At 49.3% G+C, this 20914-nt stretch carries 17 protein-coding genes and 2 pseudogenes; 4 read left to right on the plus strand and 15 right to left on the minus strand.

What is annotated here, in order from left to right; translation table 11 throughout:
• Positions 1-51: 51 nt before the first annotated feature.
• Together BLS62_RS04145 and BLS62_RS04150 are read right to left on the minus strand one after the other, a co-directional pair.
• Positions 52-3222, minus strand: a complete 3171-nt coding sequence (locus BLS62_RS04145) for an efflux RND transporter permease subunit (RefSeq protein WP_093177400.1) — start codon at positions 3220-3222, stop codon at positions 52-54.
• On the minus strand, positions 3219-4355 hold the full coding sequence (locus BLS62_RS04150) for an efflux RND transporter periplasmic adaptor subunit (protein WP_093177403.1): 1137 nt from the start codon (positions 4353-4355) through the stop codon (positions 3219-3221). Before BLS62_RS04150 ends, BLS62_RS04145 begins: the two co-directional genes overlap by 4 nt.
• Positions 4356-4541: 186 nt before the next feature.
• Between BLS62_RS04150 and BLS62_RS04155 the strand changes: the two genes are divergently transcribed.
• On the plus strand, positions 4542-5102 hold the full coding sequence (locus BLS62_RS04155; RefSeq protein WP_208990680.1) for a TetR/AcrR family transcriptional regulator: 561 nt from the start codon (positions 4542-4544) through the stop codon (positions 5100-5102).
• Positions 5103-5153: 51 nt separating this feature from the next.
• On the opposite strand, the pseudogene BLS62_RS04160 reads toward BLS62_RS04155, so the two are convergent.
• Positions 5154-5651: pseudogene (locus BLS62_RS04160) on the minus strand (transposase); the annotation flags it as partial.
• Between the two features lie 86 nt (positions 5652-5737).
• Here BLS62_RS04160 and BLS62_RS04165 point away from each other — a divergent pair.
• Positions 5738-6873, plus strand: a pseudogene (locus BLS62_RS04165) (IS3 family transposase).
• Positions 6874-7170: 297 nt separating this feature from the next.
• Here the strand turns inward: BLS62_RS04165 and BLS62_RS04170 are convergent.
• The 11 genes from BLS62_RS04170 to BLS62_RS04215 form a co-directional block, all read right to left on the minus strand.
• Positions 7171-8397, minus strand: a complete 1227-nt coding sequence (locus BLS62_RS04170; protein WP_159436490.1) for an NAD(P)/FAD-dependent oxidoreductase — start codon at positions 8395-8397, stop codon at positions 7171-7173.
• Positions 8398-9088: 691 nt separating this feature from the next.
• Positions 9089-9562: an ISAs1 family transposase gene (locus BLS62_RS04175; protein WP_159436491.1), complete on the minus strand. Its 474-nt coding sequence runs from the start codon at positions 9560-9562 to the stop codon at positions 9089-9091.
• Positions 9540-9698 (minus strand): hypothetical protein, encoded by a 159-nt coding sequence (locus BLS62_RS31000; protein WP_159436492.1) that lies wholly within the window; start codon positions 9696-9698, stop codon positions 9540-9542. The genes BLS62_RS04175 and BLS62_RS31000 overlap by 23 nt, the downstream gene beginning before the upstream one ends.
• 8 nt (positions 9699-9706) lie before the next feature.
• Positions 9707-10699, minus strand: coding sequence for an IS5 family transposase (locus tag BLS62_RS04180; protein ID WP_244283504.1), 993 nt, complete (start codon positions 10697-10699; stop codon positions 9707-9709).
• A gap of 63 nt (positions 10700-10762) precedes the next feature.
• Positions 10763-12172, minus strand: a complete 1410-nt coding sequence (locus BLS62_RS04185; RefSeq protein WP_093177417.1) for an aldehyde dehydrogenase family protein — start codon at positions 12170-12172, stop codon at positions 10763-10765.
• Positions 12169-13833, minus strand: a complete 1665-nt coding sequence (locus BLS62_RS04190; protein ID WP_200798462.1) for an acetolactate synthase large subunit — start codon at positions 13831-13833, stop codon at positions 12169-12171. Before BLS62_RS04190 ends, BLS62_RS04185 begins: the two co-directional genes overlap by 4 nt.
• A gap of 220 nt (positions 13834-14053) precedes the next feature.
• Positions 14054-15031 carry an IS5 family transposase gene (locus BLS62_RS04195; RefSeq protein ID WP_093177420.1) on the minus strand — a complete coding sequence of 326 codons (978 nt, stop codon included), beginning with the start codon at positions 15029-15031 and terminating at the stop codon, positions 14054-14056.
• A 264-nt stretch (positions 15032-15295) separates the two neighbouring features.
• Positions 15296-15535 (minus strand): HTH-like domain-containing protein, encoded by a 240-nt coding sequence (locus BLS62_RS04200; RefSeq protein ID WP_093177423.1) that lies wholly within the window; start codon positions 15533-15535, stop codon positions 15296-15298.
• A gap of 588 nt (positions 15536-16123) precedes the next feature.
• Complete coding sequence (locus BLS62_RS04205; RefSeq protein ID WP_093177426.1) at positions 16124-16600, minus strand: hypothetical protein; 477 nt, start codon at positions 16598-16600, stop codon at positions 16124-16126.
• Between the two features lie 166 nt (positions 16601-16766).
• On the minus strand, positions 16767-17399 hold the full coding sequence (locus BLS62_RS04210) for a hypothetical protein (RefSeq protein WP_093177429.1): 633 nt from the start codon (positions 17397-17399) through the stop codon (positions 16767-16769).
• Between the two features lie 58 nt (positions 17400-17457).
• The gene (locus BLS62_RS04215; protein ID WP_093177432.1) at positions 17458-17886 is read right to left on the minus strand and encodes a putative periplasmic lipoprotein; all 429 of its coding nucleotides are present in this window, start codon (positions 17884-17886) and stop codon (positions 17458-17460) included.
• 376 nt (positions 17887-18262) lie between these two features.
• Between BLS62_RS04215 and istA the strand changes: the two genes are divergently transcribed.
• Complete coding sequence (gene istA, locus BLS62_RS04225) at positions 18263-19516, plus strand: IS21 family transposase (protein WP_093176876.1); 1254 nt, start codon at positions 18263-18265, stop codon at positions 19514-19516.
• Positions 19513-20340, plus strand: coding sequence for an IS21-like element helper ATPase IstB (istB, locus tag BLS62_RS04230; protein WP_093175407.1), 828 nt, complete (start codon positions 19513-19515; stop codon positions 20338-20340). The genes istA and istB overlap by 4 nt, the downstream gene beginning before the upstream one ends.
• Positions 20341-20413: 73 nt before the next feature.
• On the opposite strand, the gene BLS62_RS30705 is transcribed toward istB, so the two are convergent.
• Entirely contained in the window at positions 20414-20794 is a 381-nt protein-coding gene (locus tag BLS62_RS30705; protein WP_143521508.1) for a hypothetical protein, read from the minus strand.
• Between the last annotated feature and the right edge of the window lie 120 nt (positions 20795-20914).

The following is a 20914-nucleotide window of genomic DNA, read 5'->3' on the forward strand; positions in this document are numbered from 1 at the left end:
ACTCTCCGGGTCAAGGTCAATCATATCAGAAGAAATCTCCTGGTACTTTTCCTAATTTTGTTTCGGAGGTTCCACTCCCAACTCTTCTTTGTGCTCAATCAATGCATATCCCAATGTCTTATCGTGCTCACCAAAGAAAAAGACCCGTATATCTTCTGCAATTGCTATTAAAACCGGAATGAGAATGAGCGTGATCAGAGTGCCGAAAACTTCGCCGTAAGCGAGAGAGACGGCTGCCGGTATCAGATACATGGCCTGTTCAGAGGTTTCATTCATCAGCGGTATTAAACCTACGACGGTTGTTGCTGTTGTTAGAAAAATTGCCTGGAAGCGATCCATTCCGCTACGATCGGTTGCTGCCAAATGATCTACACCATCCTCTCTTAGGTGTCGGTAATGTGTGACCATGACGAGTGAGTCATTGACCACAACACCAATCAACGCCAGCAAACCGAAGATCGACATCATGCTGAATGGAATGCCCATGATAGCATGGCCGATTACCGCTCCAACAAACCCGAAGGGCACCACGGACATGATGATCAGGGGTTTGAAGTAGGATTTTAATGGGATCGCCAGCAGCGTATAAATAAGGAAACAAGTGATGATCATAGCGCGGATCACACCACTTTTGACCTCACCCATTTCCTCCAGTTCGCCGCCCTGCCTAAATTTAACACCGGGATATTCCAGCTGCAATTGGGGCACAACGTTTTCGAAAATATCTTGGCCGAGTTTTGCAGGAGCGATGACCTGTTTGTTAATGTCGGCTTCAATGGTGGCAACCTGATCTCCGTTGAGGCGATACAAGAAGCCTGACACATAGCGTGCCTCTACATTAGCAACAGATTGGAGCGTGATCCAATCACCATTGGAACTTTGTAAGCGAGTTTGTAGAAGATCCTCAATGGTATTTCTGGCATCCAGCACATTTTGAACAATAACACGCACCTCTGAGCTGCCGCGTTGGAGACGCTGTGCTTCTCCGCCGCCGAACTGATAACCAACTTGAGTTGCCAATCGCTCCGGTGTGAAGCCAAGGTGACGAGCCTCTGGTTTCAGCGTCAATCTCATTTCTGGCTGACCAGCTGTAAAAGTGTCGCGTACATTACTAACACCTCTGTGGATAGCAAGGGCAACTTGTAGCTCCTCACTCGCGAGACGTAGTTGTTCCGGATCTTCTGCAAAGAGGCGCAGCTTGAAGCCACCACCCACTTCACCAAAACCAGAGAAGGTGAGCTTGGAAACGCCTTCGAGCGGACCAACCAATTTTCGCCACGCGCGCATGATATCCGCAGTTTGTACATCGCCTCGCTCCGCAACCGGGCGTAACTCAGCATAGATGACGGCAGAGGACTTATCGTTGAGAACACGAAAGAGGCCTTGGAATACGCCGCCAATTTCTGGTTGTTTTTCTGCATATGTTTGATCAATTGTGTGGGTTGTTTCTTCAATCACAGCGATGTTGCTACGCGTTAGTTCCAGCGGGGCACGTGGATCCATTTTCAGGTTCACTACAATGTACTGACCGGGGATGTCCGGGAAGAAAACCGAATGGATTTTGCCTTTCCACATCAGACCCATCACCAATGCTGCAACGGCAATAAAGGCTACAAGGACAGCATAACGCTGTTTAATAGCAAAGGAGACCGTTGGTTTATAGACGGTGTCTCGGAACCAGAACAAGCCGCCTCGGGCGACACCCTGGATCTTGGCCCAAATGCGAGCAGGTAGGTATTTACTCTTGCCTTCGTCCAGCGAGATATAAGCAAGGTGAGCTGGCAGGATGAACTTGCTCTCAAACAGGGAGAACAACAGGGCTAGAATAACAATGCCAGAGAAACTACCCAGAATCTTGCCCAATGGGCTACTCATCAGCAGCATAGGGAAGAAAGCTGCTATTGTTGTGAGTACACCGAAGACGGTTGCAACTGCGACTTTGTTGACACCCGCTTCAGTTCCCTTCAACGGGTTTTTATAGTGCTTTCGTTGTTCAAATATGCTTTCACCGACAATAACCGCGTCATCCACCAGAATTCCAAGGGCAATGATCAGACCAAATGTGGTGATATCGTTCAGAGAGTAATCCACCCAACCAGTTGTTCCAATCGCAAACGCTCCAGCCAGTGAAATGGGAATACCCATTGCCACCCAAAATGCGAGCTTAAGGTTGAGAAACAACGATAACAGTAGCAGCACCAGAAGGAGACCTTGAACAGCATTGGAGCTAAGTAAACTCAGGCGTGCTTCGATATAATCACTGGAATTACCAAATATCTCAACCTTCACACCTCTAGGCAATGTTTGTTCAAACTCAGAGATAAGCTTTTTAACTTCTCCAGATACAGTGATGAGATTGTCTTTGCGGCCGATGAGAATTTCAAGGCCGATAGATTTCTGACTATTGAAACGCGCTTCTGTTTCCAGCTCGGCAAAGTCATCGGAAATAGTGGCAATATCGCCTAGAATCGTTGCTGTACCATCTTCCCATTGAACTATCGGAATGTTCTCGAACTCAGATTTATAAAAAGCCTGACTGTCAGCCCGAAGGGAGATGAAGCCGCCTTCTGTTTTCAAAGTGCCGCTTTGGAAATACAGAGAAGATTCCCTAATCTTCTTCATGACATCAGAAATAGTGAGATTCAAGCGTTCCAGTGTGTAAGGTTTCAGTCCAATGCGAACTTCTTCGTTTTGGAGACCCCATTCCTTCAGGCGCGAAACTTCAGGGTTTGACAGCAGTTGATTTCGAAGTTTTCGGGCAAGTGTTTGCAGTGTCTTCAGATCGGTATCGCCATAAACCTGAACGAACATCGCCGCCATATCAAAATCGTTTCGCTCGATAACTGGCCGTTCTGCCTTTTTGGGCAGGTTATAAATGCTATCTACCTTGAGGCGAATATCATCTAAGAGGGTTTGTAGATTGTAACCACTGTTTTTTTCGACAGAGATCAACGAGACACCAGGTTGTGTCGATGAGCTGATGTTCTTAACGCCTGCCAGCCCTTCCAGTGCTTTTTCGATCTTGCGTGTAATTTGTTGATCCACTTGCGCAGTGTAAGCATTGGGCAAAGTGGTTGTAATCGTAATCGTATCCGCTGGCAGTTTGGGAAATCCCTCAATGCGAACTGTCATCAAAGAGGTGACACCCACAATTAGGATGAAGGCCATTATGAGGTTGGCTGCTACCGGATTGCGAATAAACCAAGTTGTGAGTGATTTCATGGTTTACGCCCTGCGTGTCTTGGAGTTATGCGCATGCCCGGCAAGTAGGCAGCCATCGGCAAATTGACTACGCGCAACTCGCTAGCCAGCGTAATATCCGGCGGTGCACTAACAATAATACTGGCATTGTCGCGGAAAACAACGGAAGCGTTGAAGCGCTGTAACTCGTCTTGATCGTTCAGGTACCAGATGTACCCCTTCTGTGTAAGGCTTGTTGCTGGCAACTTCAGGCTGTTTTTGATCTCCATGCTTTGCAATTCGACAGAAACAAATTCACCTGGCAACACTTTGCGTTCTAGTGTGTTGATCACCTCCAGAAACAACTGATAGCGACGAGATTGAGGGTCGAGGAAACCCCCTCCGCGCCGAACCTTTGCGAGTCCCACCAGTTCTTGCTCTGCATTATAGATCTTCGCGGGAACTTCCTGCCACACCTTCTCTAATAGGTTCCATTGGTGCTCATCCAGCGAGACAGTAATGTCCAGCTGTTCCGCATCTAAAAGAGTGAAAAGCGTGTCACCTACAGAAACGTTTTGCCCAATGCTAACGTGGCGCTTGGTGATAAAACCACTGAAAGGAGCTTTGATGCTTGCTGCGTCCAGATCATATTGCGCGACAACCACTTTCTGCTTAGCTGCTTTCAGTGATTTTTCTGCAACGCGTAATTCTGGAATATGAACTGCCATTTCTGATGGCTTTTCCTTAGGATTTACAGCTCGCCAGTTTTTTACCGCAAGTAAGTTTTTGTTCTGCTTCTTCATCAGGTTAAACTCGGCCGTTGCTTGCTGGTATTTGGCATTTTCCAACTGAGATTCATAGGTGTGTTGCTCCAGTTGAGCCATGACCTCGCCCGCGGAAACTTTCCGTCCTTCTAGAGCCATAAGGGAAACGGCGAGCACCTTGCCGGAGACTTGAGCACTTAGTTCCACCGACCAACGAGGACGAACCTCAGCAAATACGGAAATGCGACCTGTGTTGGCACTCGTCCGAGCTGTAACATAGCTGACAACAGGCAATTGAACGTTAGTTCCTGCGGTATCCACATCACTTGTGTTTTCAAGTATAGTCACATAAAAAACGACGCCTGCCAGCAGCAGAAACGCTGCTAGCAGCCACACAATCCGTTTGGTCATATTTTACTCCTGAACAAGAGATCTTTTAAGAGGCAGATTCCAAATATTCGGCAAGCCTACTAGATTGCGAAATATCGTTGAATGAACGCCTTGGGATCACAGTAGATCTTGATTTATGAGACGAAGTTGTATCATAATATACACATACGAGACAAGTGTGTCTCGTAAAATGAGGTTAAAACATCAGTGCATGACAAGAGAGCGATTCATTCTCGCAAAACACTTGTAGAAGCTGGATTGGCAGAACTGCCTGCAAACCCAATGGCTTCGCTGACAGAAATTGCGGAAGTTGCTGGTGTAAGTCGCGCAACGCTTTATCGTCATTTTGACTCAAGAGAGACACTGATAGAGGAAATACTGCGAGTTTGTTTGGATCAGGTTTTTGAAAAACTTGCTCCGTTGCATTCAAAAAAACTCAGAGGAAAAGAGTTCCTTGTACAAACATTTGAACTATTGCTTCCGCTAGCCGACCGGCTGAAGTTTCTCACTATGTTTTGGCAGTATGGAGAGAAAATATTGAAGGAGGATCCGCGCTGTATAATGATGGGTCAGGAAAAAGAACGTGCCATTGAGGAAGCCAAGAACGATGGCGATATCCGCGTGGAATTACCGACAATTTGGGTGGCGAACTCTTATGGTGCTCTCATATACTCAGCTTGGGAGATGGTGTCAGCTGGACAGCTTAGTATTGAAGATGTCACAAAATACGTAGTCACGACCTTCTTTGATGGAGTAGGGGTGGGTTGAAGAGGCACTGTTGCGTAAACCAGAGCTAACCGCAAAAGTTGGTGATGGATTTCACGCGGCGTGATTTTGGTTTGCATCACTCTCGATGCCATTTTTGAAGATGACACCCTGTATTATTTTAGGCAATTGATTTTTGCCTCTCAATTTCTGCCAGCGTTTCTCCGCTGCCTTGATCAGCATGAAGACCATTGGCATTGCAGTATCCCGGGAGAGGCAGTTCTTGGTCTGCCTTGTTCTGTGGCGCACAGTCGCAAAGGTTGATTCAATTGGATTGGTGGTTCTGATATGCCCCCAATGCTCGGCAGGAAAGTCATAAAAAGCCAACAGTTCGATCCTATCCTTGGCAAGGCATTGCGTGGCTTTGGGGTATTTGGCCTCAAATTTCTCTATGAAAAGATCAAAAGCCGCGTCAGCATCTACGCGGTTCTCTGCCATCCAGATATCCTGTAGATCTTTCTTCGCTTTGGCCTGCAAGGATTTCGGCATTTTGCTTAAGACATTCATTGTCTTGTGGACCCAGCAGCGTTGAGCTTTTGTTGTGCTAAAGACAGAAGTGGCTCGGGAAAATTGAACATGCGGTATAAGTGGATTTTCGGTCTGTAATTTGCCCTTATGGCTTTACAGGAGAACCGAATATGGCGCGCCGTCCCAGACGCAATCACACATCTGCATTCAAATCCAAGGTAGCCTTAGCGGCTATTTGAGGCGAGCAAACCTTGAGTGAACTTGGTCAACACTATGATGTCCACCCGAACCAGATCAAGCAATGGCGGGATCACCTGCTAGAAGGTGCCTGCGATGTCTTCGAGAAGGAAACCAAAGCCCCTGAAGCAGCGGCAGTTGATGTCAAAACTCTCCACGCTAAAATCGGGGGGTTGACGCTTGAGAATGATTTTTTAAGCGGGGCGCTCAGCAAGGCCGGCCTGTTGAGCGCAAAGAAATGATTGATCCCAAGCATAAACTCTCCATGTCCTAGCAGGCGAAAGCTCTGGGCATCAGTCGAGGTTGTTTGTATTACATTGCGAGGCCGACATCTGACAGTGATTTGAAACTGATGTTGCGAATTGACAAATAGCATCTGGATTATCCCTTTGCGGGCAGCCGGATGCTTCAGGGACTTTTGCTTGGCGAGGGATACGAGGTTGGTCGACTTCACGTCTCAACGCTGATGAAGCGGATGGATATCAAGGCAATTTACCGCCGTCCCAATACATCAAAGCCAGCGCCGGGGCATAAAATCTATCCCTATTTGCTGAGAAAACTGGCTGTCACACGTCCCAATCAGGTCTGGGCGATGGACATAACGTACATTCCCATGGCCAAAGGCTTCGTCTACCTGGCTGCCGTTGTAGACTGGTTCTCTCGACGAGTGTTGCCCTGGCGATTTTCCATCACCCTTGATACAGCTTTCTGTATTGAAGCGGTTGAAGAAGCTATGGCCAAGTACGGCAAGCCGGAAATCTTCAATACCGATCAGGGAAGCCAATTCACGTCGCTGGCATTCATAAAAATACTTAAAGATGCTGATGTTGCCATCTCAATGGATGGAAAAGGGGCTTGGCGGGATAATGTCTTTGTTGAGCGACTTTGGCGATCCATCAAATACGAAGAGGCCTATCTGCATGCTTATGGCAATGTCCCAGAGGCAAGAAACGGTATCAGGAGATATCTGGATTTCTACAATTCCAAGCGCCCTCATTCATCGCTTGACCGCAAGACACCGGATCAGGTCTACTTCAACCACCATCCTCAATTGAATATCGCAGCATGAAAGCAGGCCGGGTCCACTTATTAAACAGCACAGAACTGTTCAAACAAACCGAGCCACCTCTCTATGCAGAGATTCAATTCGCCAGGACAGCTGCAAAGGTTTGTGACTGTCTTCTCCGACCTTCTTTATCTCTTCGTTCGACCTCGCGATAAACGTTCTTCAATCGACACTCACCTTCATCGAATTAACGCCTTTTCTCAATGGAAAGGGCTCCGAGGATGGACGCATGAAGTGTGCTCAGTCTGGGTTTTGCGGTCAAATCAAACTTAACGTGACAACACCAGAAAACCTATTGTGTTAGGCCGTCACTTTCTTGCTGCGACCGCGGCGCTCTTCTATGTGGTCGCCAACGCGCATACCCCAATAGACCAACTGTACACCTGCCCGTCCGATCATCCCTCCGGCCCAATCGTGCCTATAGCTTGAGAACAGCTTGTAACGGTCATCGCTTTGCGCTATTGCCCCGGCGATCAGGCGCCCACCCATTGCCGTCGTGTTCAGCCCATGGCCACCAAAAGCGGTGGCCATCCAAAGCCCACTCTCAATCTGTCCAATCAGCGGCATCTTGTGTACCGCATACCCCATCAGCCCAGACCAAACGTGACTTAACCGTACCCGCCCCAGTTGTGGGTAGACAGACAGCATGTCACCAGTCATGGTGTCGGACAACCGCTGCGGTACGTCTTGTCGTGTGGTGATGCGGCCGCCCCATAAAAGCCGCCCATCTGGAAGGCGGCGGTAATAATCTGCCGCCCGTCGCATATCGATAACCCCAGAACCCGTTTGAATAGCATCTGCAAACAGCTTCTTGTCTGGGTGGGTCGCCATGACATAGGTAGCGATAGGTTGCATGGCCCGCGAAACTTTCGGATACAACCTAAAATCATAAGCACTGGTGCACAAAACCACATGTTCAGCTCTGACAGAACCTTGCGCCCCTAATACGCTCCAGCCGGGTTTCACCCTCTCCAGAGATCTGGCCGCGCTCTGCTCAAAGATCTGCCCCCCAAGACGTTCGATTTCCGAGGCCAGACCATGACAGTATTTCAACGGGTCGATGTGGAATGCCTCTGGGTTGAACAGTGCATGATGATAGGCTTGGCTTTGTAGGATTTCGCGGATTTGCGTGGTTTCCAAGAAATCCAGTTTCTGTGCGAATGTTTTCTGTGCCGCCGCTTGCTTGTCGTGTGCCCGTTGCTGGTTCCTGTAGCGATAGACATTGTAACACCCCTCTCCCTGAAAAACATTGGCCATCTTTAGATCCACAATGGCCTGTCGAACATATCGGGCCCCATCCATGGATAATTGATAAGCTTCGTGCCCATCCTTATCGCCAAGTCGTTGCATCAGCTTTTCCGCTGAATCGGAAAAGCCTCCAGAGACAAATCCGCCACTTCGCCCTGATGCGCCCCACCCGATGCGCTTGGCATCAAGCAGCACGACCGACTTGCCTCCACGCAACAACTCCAGCGCAGTCGTCAGGCCCGCAAGACCTGCGCCAATCACACAGACATCAGCGGCCACGTTTCCCTGCAATCGTGCACGACAGTCCACGTCCCCCAGAGCGGTGGCATAATAACTGTCGGGGTAACAGCCTGTTTCATATTGATATTCTTCCAGTTTATTTATTCAGCCGCGGCTCTGCTGAACCCGCACGGGTCCGAGGCTGTATTTTCGAGCTAACCGCAAAAGTTGGTGATGGGTTTCACGCCGCGTGATTTTGGTTTGCATCACTCTCGTTGCCATTTGTGAAGATGACACCCTGTAATATCTTAGGCAATTGATTTTTGCGGCATTGTTGCGTAACTCAACTTTTTCTTACAGCTCACCCTTACTCGCCTAATTCAGGTCGCGTTGACGAGTTCGAACGTGGGACGTCCGAGAGCGGTCATTATGTTGAGGGGCTGTGTTGCGTAATTCGAAATGGGCTCACAGCTTGCCCAAACCCATGAACCTGGGCATCATGAAACACGCTGGAACGCAGACGTCCCAAGGCTGTCATCTTATTAAGAACGGAGACAGCAACTTTCGCCTCCGTCCTCTAATTGTTAAACTTTCGTGACTTGAGCGTGGCCCCGATCACCCGCTTAAAGCGCCCCATTAAGGTTTCTCCCCGTGCCCGCCGACCATATCCAGTCTGCTTTTGCCAAGACATTCTGCCGCCCTCTTGAATGGCAAGAATATCCCGGTCGCGCCGCAGGGCTAACGCATGAAACTACATTTCAATGATTTCTTGCATGTAATCATTGTTCCAGCCCGCCGTTTTTCTCCTTCTTTTGATGCTGCCCTTCCGCGTTGTATTGGCTTTGACCAGATTGATAGCGATCTTCCTCAGTACACTTAAGTTTGCAGCGGCGTTGCGGTCGCGGATCCGGCTGTCAACCTCGCGAAAGCCCACATCAAGCACCCAGTGAAGACTGTTTTCGATGGCCCAGTGGTTACGGACCGCTGCAGCAATGACTGTCGGCGAGGCCTCGGCACTGGTAAGAAAGTAGCGGATGTCGGCAGTGACTTTTGAGCTGCCGCCGCCATGGATGTTATTGATTGATGTAATCGTCTCAACGGCCATAACCTGTGCCAGTTTGGGCCAGCCCTTCATCGTTTCCAGTGCGCTGATGTCCTCGCAGACAAAGGCGCGGCGACGGGTCGTGCGCCCATGACTATCGTCAAAGGCATCGGCAATCGGCAATCGGACGAATTTTAGCCGGCACGTCGAAGGCATTCTCCTTAAAATAACGCTGGACTTCCCGGTGCGCCTTTTTCTGGTTGCCTTTCAGGGCGCTGTTGCACAATTCGAAATTAGCTTGCAGCTTGCCCAATCCCATGCATCTGATCATGCAGAAACCTTCTCGAACGCAGCGCGTCCGAGGGCGGTCATTGTGTTGAGGACGGCGACGCCAAGTTTTGCCTCTGTCCTCTGATTGTTCAACTTTCGTGACCTGAGCGTGGTCCCGATCACCTGCTTAAAGCGGCCCATCAAGGTTTCGCCTCGAGACCTTCGGCCATATCCGGTTTGCTTTTGCCAAGACATCCTGCCGTTCTTTTGAATGGCAAGAATATCCCGGTCGCGAGCAGTGGGAGCGGTCGCAGCCTGTGGGCCGGGGATAGCTGTTTTGGGAGGTGGAATGATGATCTCAACACCGTCATAGCGCTTTGCTATTTCCTGTCGTGTCGTGAAGCCATCATAAGCGCCATCCCCTAAAAACGTTGCCACCGGACCCTCAACCTGATCCAACAGATCCGGCACAGCGGTTGGATCGGCAACCGTATCCTTAGTCAGTTCAGAACATACGATTTCGCCGGCATTCAGATCAAGGCCAAGGTGAAGTTTGCGCCAAGCTCTGCGCTTTATCCTGGTTCCATGCTTGGTTTCCTGCCATTCTCCGGCACCAAAGATCTTAACGCCTGTACTATCGATTACCAGCTCTACTGGCTCTGAGTTCGTTCGTGGTTTGGGGTTTGAAAGTTTCAAGCCATCTGCGCGGAGCGACAGGGTTGAAAAGTCAGGAACCGGTAAAACCAACTCCATCAAATGGAACACAGACCTCACAAACCCTTGAGTCTGCCTCAAAGCAAGACCGAATACGACCCGGATTTGCAAACAGGTTTCAATGGCAAGCTCTGAAAACTTGGCGGGCCGTCCACGTCGTTGGTTCTCGGGTGCAAACCAAGCCTTGGCAGCGCTCTCTTCAATCCAAACCGTGACATCGCCGCGACGACGCAAGCTTTCATTATACTTCGACCAGTTCGTCACTTTGTATTTGGCTTTGGCAAACTTATGTCGGCGATCAGCATTGGCTTTAAACGGCATGAAGTGAATCTTCACTGAAGGAAATATCAGCCGGAGTATACGCCTGAAGCGTATTTATGCAACAGCGCCCCATGTACTTCAGAGTTTGATGATTGCCATTTTATCATGGGTCATGTCGTGCATTGTGTAGCCGATGCCACCTGTTCCATAACCCGATTGCCTGCGCCCTGCGAAAGGCATCCAGTCGACGCGGAAGGCGGTATGATCATTGACCATCACTGCTGTTGCATCCAGGTTCCTTATTGCGTTCATTGCAGTATCAAGACTACTGGTAAAAACTGAGGCCTGGAAAGCAAATGGGAGGCTGTTTGCCATTGTAAATGCATCTTCGATCGCTTCGTAATCATAGATGCAAACGACAGGGCCAAAAATTTCTTTTTGAGACACGTTTACCTCGAGTGGTGGACGAAGCAACACCGTTGGCGCGTATGTTGTTGCTCCTCGTTTTTGCCCGCCAGCCAATACACTGGCGCCAGCCTGCCTTGCTTCCTCAACCCAATCCGATACCCGGTTGACTTCCCGGGGCCTTATGAGCGGACCGCATTCGGTCTGCTCATAGATTGCGTTGCCGACGACAAGTCTGGAAACTTCTTCAGCCAATAACTGACCAATACTCGCCGCAAATTTCTTTGGGGCATATATCCTTTGAACGGACACACAAACCTGACCGGAGTGATAATACCCTCCCTTAACAAGTTTTGGGATCATCTCCTGAATATCTGCATTTTCATCTATGATCACAGGTGCAGCCCCGCCATGCTCCAAAGCACATCTGGTTCCTTGCGCCAGCTTGGAGCGTAGCATCCAACCAACCCTGGCAGATCCGATAAAACTAAAGAACGCAACACGTGGATCAGTTACCATCTTCTCGGCGGTTGGTGTATCGCAAGGTGCAAAGCAACACCATTCCTCGGGCAATCCTGCCTCGTAAAGAATGTTCACGAATGATTGGCAGGACAAAGGTGTATCATCTGCCGGTTTTACTAATACCGGGCACCCGGCTGCAACAGCTGGGCCAACCTGATGTACAATCAGATTGAGAGGGTGGTTGAAAGCCGAGACTGCGACCACGACACCAATAGGCTCACGGCTGGTAAATGCCAGCCTGCCAGCTCCTGCAGCGGTGAGGTCCATCGGGATTTCTCTGCCAGCCAGACTTATAATATTGCTAGCGCACAGCTCAACACCATCAATCGCCCGTGAGACCTCTACGCGTGCGTCAATGAGAGGTTTCCCTCCCTCATTTGCAATCTGATACGCAAGTTCTTCAAATCGCGTTTGCATTATGGTCGCGGCTTTTTTTAATATTTCAATTCGCCGATAGACAGGTATCCAGTTTTTCCGGTTCATGTGAAGTTGATGCGCCACCGATAAACATGCATCAACTTCATCCCATGATTTTCGATCTACACTGCCAATAACCAACTGATCGAATGGATTTACAACTTCTATAACCCGATCAGTCCAAGATGAATTTGTATTGCTCATAACAGGCAGACCTTAGCTTTAAGTTCATCTACCAGAACCTTTTGGTTCTCAGAATAATCTACCGGCAGATCAATCAGATGTACTCCACCAGCCTGAAAAGCAGCTTCAAATGTAGGCACTAAATCATCCGTAGCACCTATACGATGACCCGTCGCTCCATAGCACTCGGCGTATTTCACAAAGTCAGGGTTGGAGAACTCCAATCCCCAATCCTGGAACCCTGCTGCGACCTGCTTCCATCGGATCATACCGTATGAGCCGTCGTTCAGTACTGTAATAACCAGATTGAGCTTCAACCGGACAGCAGTCTCCATCTCCTGACTGTTCATCATGAAACCGCCGTCTCCACAGATCGCCATGACACGGCGATCAGGGTTCAAAAACGCGGCCATCATCGCAGAAGGCAGCCCAGCCCCCATCGTGGCCAGGGCATTGTCCAATAGAACTGTATTTGGCTGATATGCCTTATAGTTTCGCGCGTACCAGATTTTATAGATCCCGTTATCGAGGGCAATGATGTCCTTTTCGCCCATTACGCGTCTTGTATCAGCCACGAACCTTTGGGGGGTTATGGGATATCTTGGATCGTCAATTCCTTGAGCGAGATGTTTTTCAACTTCACGTTTGATTGTTTGGAAGTAGCTGATGTCGACCTTCAGGTCAGTGCCGAGTTTGTTTTTCAGATGAGTAACTGAGTTAGCCAGATCCCCAACGACTTCCACCTGCGGAAAATAAACCTGGTCAACCTGCGCGGACTTATAGTTGACATGGATCACCTTTTTCCCGCCAACCTCCATAAAAAACGGAGGTTTTTCAACGACATCATGGCCGATATTTATGATCAAATCTGATCTATCGATTGCACAATGCATATAATCATTGTCGGAAAGAGCAGCTGTGCCAAGAAACAGGTCGGAACGTTCATCAACAACACCTTTGCCCATTTGCGTATCAAAAAACGGAATTCCGGTGGTATGGATGAAATCTGAAATTTCGCTTCGGACATTTTTTCTGTTTGCCCCTGCTCCAATCAGAACCAACGGCATTTTGGCATTCTTGATGAGCTCGACAGCATCAGAGAGAGCATGATCATCCGCAGTTGCGTAATAACGTGGGTGTGGCTCAATCACACTTGAGCTGCATGACTCTTCCGCGATATCTTCAGGAAGCTCCAGCAGTACGGCGCCCGGTCTTTCTTCCTCTGCAATACGGAAAGCTTCCCTCACCAAAGCCGGAATTGTATCTCCATGGACAATCTGCTTAGACATCTTACAAATTGGCTCGAATAACTTGACGATGTCGATGATTTGGAATTGGCCTTGTTTGGATTTCTTGATGGGCTTTTGACCAGTAATCATGATCAATGGAAATCCACCCAGATGAGCATAAGCTGCCGGTGTTGCAAAGTTGGTTGCCCCGGGCCCTAAGGTCGCCAGACAGACACCAGCTTTTCCGGTAAGCCTGCCATACGTGGCGGCCATGAAAGCAGCTCCTTGTTCATGGCGGGTGAGGATTAATTTGATGCTGGAGGTTCTCAGGGATTCGACAAAATCCAGATTTTCTTCACCGGGAACACCAAAGACATGGTCTACGCCCTCTGTTTCCAGTGCTTTGACGAATAAATCCGTGGCCTTCATTGTACTTTCTGCAGGGGTAACCATCTGGAAACTCTCCATTTCCGTGGTCCTTTACATTAAGGACGAGCGTACGTTTCATCGATTTAGTCGGCATAATCTCACAGGAACACTAATTTGCGTTACCCAGATATCTGTTGTTTTATAAAACTTGAGTTCGTTGGGTTCAGCGTACCCACCCGCTCAGGACGGGCGCTGTTGCACAATTCGAAATTAGCTTGCAACTTGCCCAATCCCATGCATCTGATCATGCAGAAACCTTCTCGACCGTGGCGCGTCCGAGGGCGGTCATTGTGTTGAGGACGGCGACGCCAAGTTTTGCCTCTGTCCTCTGATTGTTCAACTTTCGTGACCTGAGCGTGGTCCCGATCACCTGCTTAAAGCGGCCCATCAAGGTTTCGCCTCGAGACCTTCGGCCATATCCGGTTTGCTTTTGCCAAGACATCCTGCCGTTCTTTTGAATGGCAAGAATATCCCGGTCGCGAGCAGTGGGAGCGGTCGCAGCCTGTGGGCCGGGGATAGCTGTTTTGGGAGGTGGAATGATGATCTCAACACCGTCATAGCGCTTTGCTATTTCCTGTCGTGTCGTGAAGCCATCATAAGCGCCATCCCCTAAAAACGTTGCTACCGGACCCTCAACCTGATCCAACAGATCCGGCACAGCGGTTGGATCGGCAACCGTATCCTCAGTCAGTTCAGAACATACGATTTCGCCGGCATTCAGATCAAGGCCAAGGTGAAGTTTGCGCCAAGCTCTGCGCTTTATCCTGGTTCCATGCTTGGTTTCCTGCCATTCTCCGGCACCAAAGATCTTAACGCCTGTACTATCGATTACCAGCGCTACTGGCTCAGAGCCCGTTCGCAGTTTGGGATTTGAAAGTTTCAAGCCATCTGCGCGGAGCGACAGGGTTGAAAAGTCAGGAACCGGTAAAACCAACTCCATCAAATGGAACACAGACCTCACAAACCCTTGAGTCTGCCTCAAAGCAAGACCGAATACGACCCGGATTTGCAAACAGGTTTCAATGGCAAGCTCTGAAAACTTGGCGGGCCGTCCACGTCGTTGGTTCTCGGGTGCAAACCAAGCCTTGGCAGCGCTCTCTTCAATCCAAACCGTGACATCGCCGCGACGACGCAAGCTTTCATTATACTTCGACCAGTTCGTCACTTTGTATTTGGCTTTGGCAAACTTATGTCGGCGATCGGCATTGGTTTTAGACGGCATAAAGTGAATCTTCACTGAAGGAATTATCAGCCGGAATATACGCCTGAAGAGTATTTATGCAACAGCGCCCTCTTGCCTATGCAAACCAGGCCAAGACTTGTGCATAAATCTCTAGGGGCGTTGCACGTGGGAGGCCTTTGTGTGGAATTTTCGCGCTCTTGCGAGAATAATAAAGAGCCCACTTAGATGGGCCTTTATTATTCATTTTTTATTCACTCACGCTTTGCTAATGTTGATTTGATGAATAATACCATTGTTAGCGCTTTAGAGTTTCCCAACATCTAGACCAGCTCTCTTCAAGCGCTTAGTTAAATTTCTCATTTTGCTAAACTCAGCACCAAAACTAGTCGACAATTCGGTCATCTTGCAAAATTCCACACCAGACACATCTGGTAAGTCATCGGCATATTTAAGCATTTGCAAGTGAATTTCAAGCGTGCGCTGGTTTCTAGGTGCATTTGAAATTGCCGTTTTAATACTCTGGTAGATTGTCAATTTGGTCATGTATACACTCTATATAAATTATATTATTTTTATAAACTATATAATTTATATAGAGTCAATGCCTACCACATATTGAAATTGGATTACTACCTGTAACGATCTTAGAGCGATTAGCCGTATATTCGTAAAAATCTTGAACATGCTGGTCCGGATTACCTTCGAGCAAAGGTCTGGAAAGTTCTCGACTACTGGGGCGTTTCTCTTTGAAAACAAAACGTCGTAACTCGTAGCCGTACTGAGCAAAATCGCTGCATTCGGAAAAAATTACACGTATCCTGAACATACCCCTCACTGATTGAATCGTGGATACAGCCTGTTAAAGGGACGTAGGACAGATCCCGCGCCCACCAAACTGGGTTCGTTCCAACAAAGGAACGTAACCCACCACAGGCAATAAGGCCCAGTTCCCTCGAAGCTGCAAAAGTGGCAGGATTTATTGTTCCGCCTTAACGGGATCCTACGAACAAACCTTCCGATGGGGCCTGTTCATTTCAGAGAGTGAACCACGGGTCTACCCAAAATAACGTGCAATCCGTTCTCTATCTGAACCTCAAGATGGCCAGATATGCAGCTTGGTGCCCAGTGGCCTCATTGGGACATAGGACCGACCACGTAGCGCTCGGCCTCTTTTTTGCTGCGTGGCAAGTGGTCACCATTGTCCTTGTGCTCAAACACGCCAGCACCGTTATCTTCCACTTCAATCAAGATCCAGTCATCGGCAAAGTTGGCTTTAGAACTGTCAGTAGAAAGGCGCCCTGACTTTAACGCAGCTTTCCATTGCCGTTTGGCCTGCTTGTCAATCTCTTCTTCTGGCAACTCTCCCTTACGAAAGTCCTCCCACACATCACAGTCCAGGTCGGAAAACTTTGGGGCAATGACTGCTTTTTGGGAAGAAACGTTGAGGTGTTCGCGCAGCACCTTCTTCAACTCCTTTGAGAGAAACTGCAGCTGGTTTACGGTTATAAAATACCGCTCTGCGACCTCCTGATCAGTCGTATCAGCTCGCATGAGGTCAACGAAGGCCTGATACTTTTGCTCGCCGCTCAATTGGTTGTGTTTTTTCATCCGTGTGGTCTTCTTGCTCAAATACAAAATGCCTGCGCTCTAACGGCAAACCAATCTCCGGCTTTGCTGCACATTGTCCAGCCCCGGCTTGTATTAGGTCCTACAATGATATTGCAGCATCACCAGCCATGTCTGTGTGATGCTGCAATGTTCTCTATCAATCAACTCAGTTCATTTTCAATCGCATTTTGACACCTTTCAGCAAGGCATCTTCTGAATCAACATTCCAAACATAGGAACTTGAGAGCAATCCAGGCGTCTCATCTGCATTATGTTCCAGAACTTCATGGTCAGTCGAAATCGAAATAACACCGTCTGGATCGTAATCCGAGCCCAACAGCGCGGCTAAGTCCTTGGCCTTAAATTTGGCGGACGTAATCAAGATCTCACCGTCACTCCGATGTTCTATGCGTAGAAAGTTGTCTTTCGATTTCGGTCTTTGCGTGGCAGGAAGACCATAGATATAGCCAATATCCGAAATTTCCCGAGTGTCACTCAATTTTACATAAATACGGTTGTTGTCAGTGATCTGGACAGATGTATAGCCTGGTTGCTTTTCAAAATCAGCGGCCAGATCCGACAGAAGCTCTTGGAGTTGAGGATCATCCGGTGCGATGGGGCGTCCACCGCTACTCATGACACTGACCAGCTCCTTTAGCGTTCCTTCGAATTCTACTGAAAGCTGATCTCCATAAATTGAGAGCTCCGCTTCATATTGTTCTGGAACAACACACGCGGACAAGGCACCGAAGAGACTGAGAATTGCTAGGTATTTCAGTGAGTTTTTGTAAACCGACATAGGTTTTATATTCTTTGATTGAGGGTGTTGCATTCACCCGTAGTCAGGCTTCGATTGGTTACTTGATGCTTTCCAAAAGCCCCTGCAGCCGCGCACCATCAGGGCTGTCCAGCAATGTCACTTTTTCCTGATTGGCTTTGCCCGGATTGATGATCATGTCGTAAGAACTTGTGATCTGTGTACCAGCATCGACGGTGCTAAACCGCAGGACGGCTCGGGCACGAGGTACACCATCACTGTAGGACGCGTGCTGTTTTCGCTCATCGTTGTTTGGGGTGAGGATCTGCTCCACGACAACCGTAGTGCCGGCACTGCGAGTAACTTTGAAGCCTCTGCTTTTGAACTCTTCAATCACAGCCTTTTTCGCTGCTGGAAGAGGCTTTTGCATCACCACACGGGGCGGCTGTTTTGATGAGACCACAACAGATGTTGTCTGACACGCGGCCAGCATCATGGTAGCGGCAATAATAACAAATAGCTTTTTCATTAATGGTTCCACTTCAGAGGTTTATCGGATTTCGATTTGGGTTAATTTGCGTGATTTCTTTCATTGCGCGTTTCATTTTCCCGCCATCAAAACGGGGGAGAGCGCTGTCAAGGATCGGGCCTCTAGTGGGGTTTCTCCCACCGAAGTGCTCTTGCACGTAAGCCGACCTGCAGGAGCGTTCAGCGGTTGCAGGTCGTGTCCTTCCTGTGTGAATTTCGGGCCGGATGTCAGTGCTGGATGTATTCTCCCCAAAAGCGCTGGTTGAAAATTCCCCACTTTTTCAGCTTTGACTTTTGTTTGAAGGGGCATGCCCCTTCAAACAAAAGTTGGCCAAACTCTCCTCTACGTTCCTGTTGGAAAGAAGGGGTGTGGAGGAGTGGTCAATCTAGGGAAGATCGTAATGATCCATAATTTGAAGCAGCAGGGACTGTCTGTAAGTGCCATAGCGCGCAAAGCCGGGCTGGATAGAAAGACGGTCAGCAAATACTTACACCAAGGCCTTGAAGCTCCTGTCTACGGCCCCCGCCAGCGTGACGGGCGTGTACTGGAGGAATACAAAGGCTATTTACTTGAGCGACTGGAGCGGTTTCCCGGTCTATCTGCCCGGCGCTTGCTTCGTGAGCTGAAGACACTGGGGTTTAAGGGCGGTTACTCCACTGTAACGGAATATCTTCGCCTGATCCGTCCAGCTCCTCCGCATGCATTTGAACGGCGCTTTGAGACAGCACCAGGCCAGCAGGCACAGGTAGATTTTGCTGAGTTTCAGGTGGAGTTCACCAGTGAACCAGATGTGGTGCGAAAAGTCTTTTTGTTTTCAATGGTGCTGAGTAATTCACGGTTTTTGTGGGGGCGCTATTGTGCCAATCAAAAACTAGAGACAGTCCTGCGTTGTCATATCGCGGCCTTTGAGGTCTTCGGCGGAGCGACACTGGAAGTCCTGTATGATCGCATGAAGACAGCCGTTCTGGGAGAGGAGCCAGATGGCACTGTTCTTTTTAATCCTGCTCTTGTCGCTCTTCTGGACCATTATGGCGCTCAGCCGGATGCCTGCCAGCCCTACCGGGCCAAAACCAAGGGCAAGGTGGAGCGGCCATTTCGTTACATCCGGCAGGATTTTTTCCTTGGTCGTACGTTCCGCGATCTGGACGATCTTAATGCCCAGTTCACACGCTGGTGCAAGGAAATTGCCAATGTCCGTGTTCATGCCACCACCAACCGTGTGGTGGGCGAGGTCTTTGGAGAGGAACAGCCCGCTCTGATCCCTTTGCCAGCGCACCCTTATGATGCTGTTTTACTGGTGGAGCGGCGGGTCACGCGTGATGGCATGGTCTCCGTTGGAGGTAATCTTTATTCAGTGCCGGACACCGTTAAGAAACGGATGGTCGAAGTCCAGCATCACCCGCAAGAGGTGCGCATCTATGAAAACGGTCAGCTCATCGCCACCCATCCGGTCATGGAGGGAAAGAACCAGCGCCGGGTTGATCCATGCCATCGCAAGGCTCCTCCACGGGCAACACAGCGCCGTCGTCTGGCTGCGGAGCCAACCAAACACAGCGGTGTAAACCAACGCCCACTGGAGTTCTATGAAGCGGTAGGCCAACGACTTGCCAGTACTGGAGGTAAGCCATGAGTTCGCTCAGTAAACGCATTCAGTCTTCACTGGTAGGCTTAAAAATGCCGCGGGCTTTAGAGGTGCTCGACCACACGCTGAGCCAATTGGAACAAGGGGAACTCACGGCACTGGAGGCCCTGGATTCTCTGCTCAATGAAGAATATTCAACACGCGAGGGCCGCCGTATCGGCGTCGCCCTGACGACAGCGCGGCTTACTCCGATAAAAACACTGGAAAGCTTCGACTTTACCTTCCAGCCCTCGCTGGACAGGGATCGCATCATGGCTCTAGCCGAACTGGAGTTCATCACTCGCAATGAAGTGGTACACTTTCTCGGTCCACCTGGTACAGGAAAGAGCCATCTGGCAACTGCTCTTGGGGTTGCAGCCGTTAAAGCGGGTAAACGGGTGTATCGCATTGCTTTAGCTCACCTCATCGAAGCCTTGGCAAAAGCTGAAAAAGAAGGGCGGTTGACTGAGAAACTACGCTTCTTTGCACGAACTTCACTGCTAATCGTCGATGAAATCGGTTATCTGCCAATTACCAATGGGGGAGCAAACTTGTTCTTCCAGCTCGTCAATGCCAAATATGAAAAGGGATCCATGATCCTCACCTCAAACCGTGGCTTTGCGGAATGGGGTGAGATCTTTGGTGATCGCGTTATTGCCACAGCCCTTCTCGATCGGCTTTTGCATCATGCCGTCGTCATCCAGATCGAAGGTGCTAGTTATCGGTTGCGCAGCCATGCGGACCTCATGCCAGAGCACGTACGGGCTAACGCTTCAATAGCTCCACCTCCACCACCAAAACGACGCGGCAGGCCACCCAAAAAGGAGAGTTAGACCCACAGACAAGGCTGGTCACCAAATACTCAAACTGAGGACTTTCCGTCCAGCACATGTGGGGAAATTTGACTCAGCATTGACAGACCACACGCCAGACAATGCGCGGCAGTTTGATGTTCTTGGCATCGGCGCTGTGTTGAAGGTACGCAAAGGCAGCTTCAATCTGGTCCAGTTCGCGCTGCGAGGCACGGCGTGCGCCCAGCTTGATATCGCTGAAAAACTCAGAGACCCCCGGGATCAAAAACAGGATCAGAACGAGCGTGATCTGAACGCAAAGAACGAACAGCTCGTTTACGTGGGGGACAGGGAACGGGAGCAAGGCATAAGTATTGATGGCGGAAGTAACGGGGATCATCGCATAGAACAATATGAAGAAGGCAGGCGCGAAAATAACGGTCCACGAGATAAACCAACTCAAATCGATAGCTATGTGTCTGAAAATACTGCGCATTTGAACCATCCTCCATTGGCTCTATTTTACAAAAACCTGAGGTTGTACTCAATCAACTTCGCCCGTGTTCTTACTTTGTTCACAGCTAACTCAAGTATAGTTAATGCAGATAAGTAAGAG

Source organism: Pseudovibrio sp. Tun.PSC04-5.I4 (assembly GCF_900104145.1).
Lineage (GTDB): Bacteria > Pseudomonadota > Alphaproteobacteria > Rhizobiales > Stappiaceae > Pseudovibrio.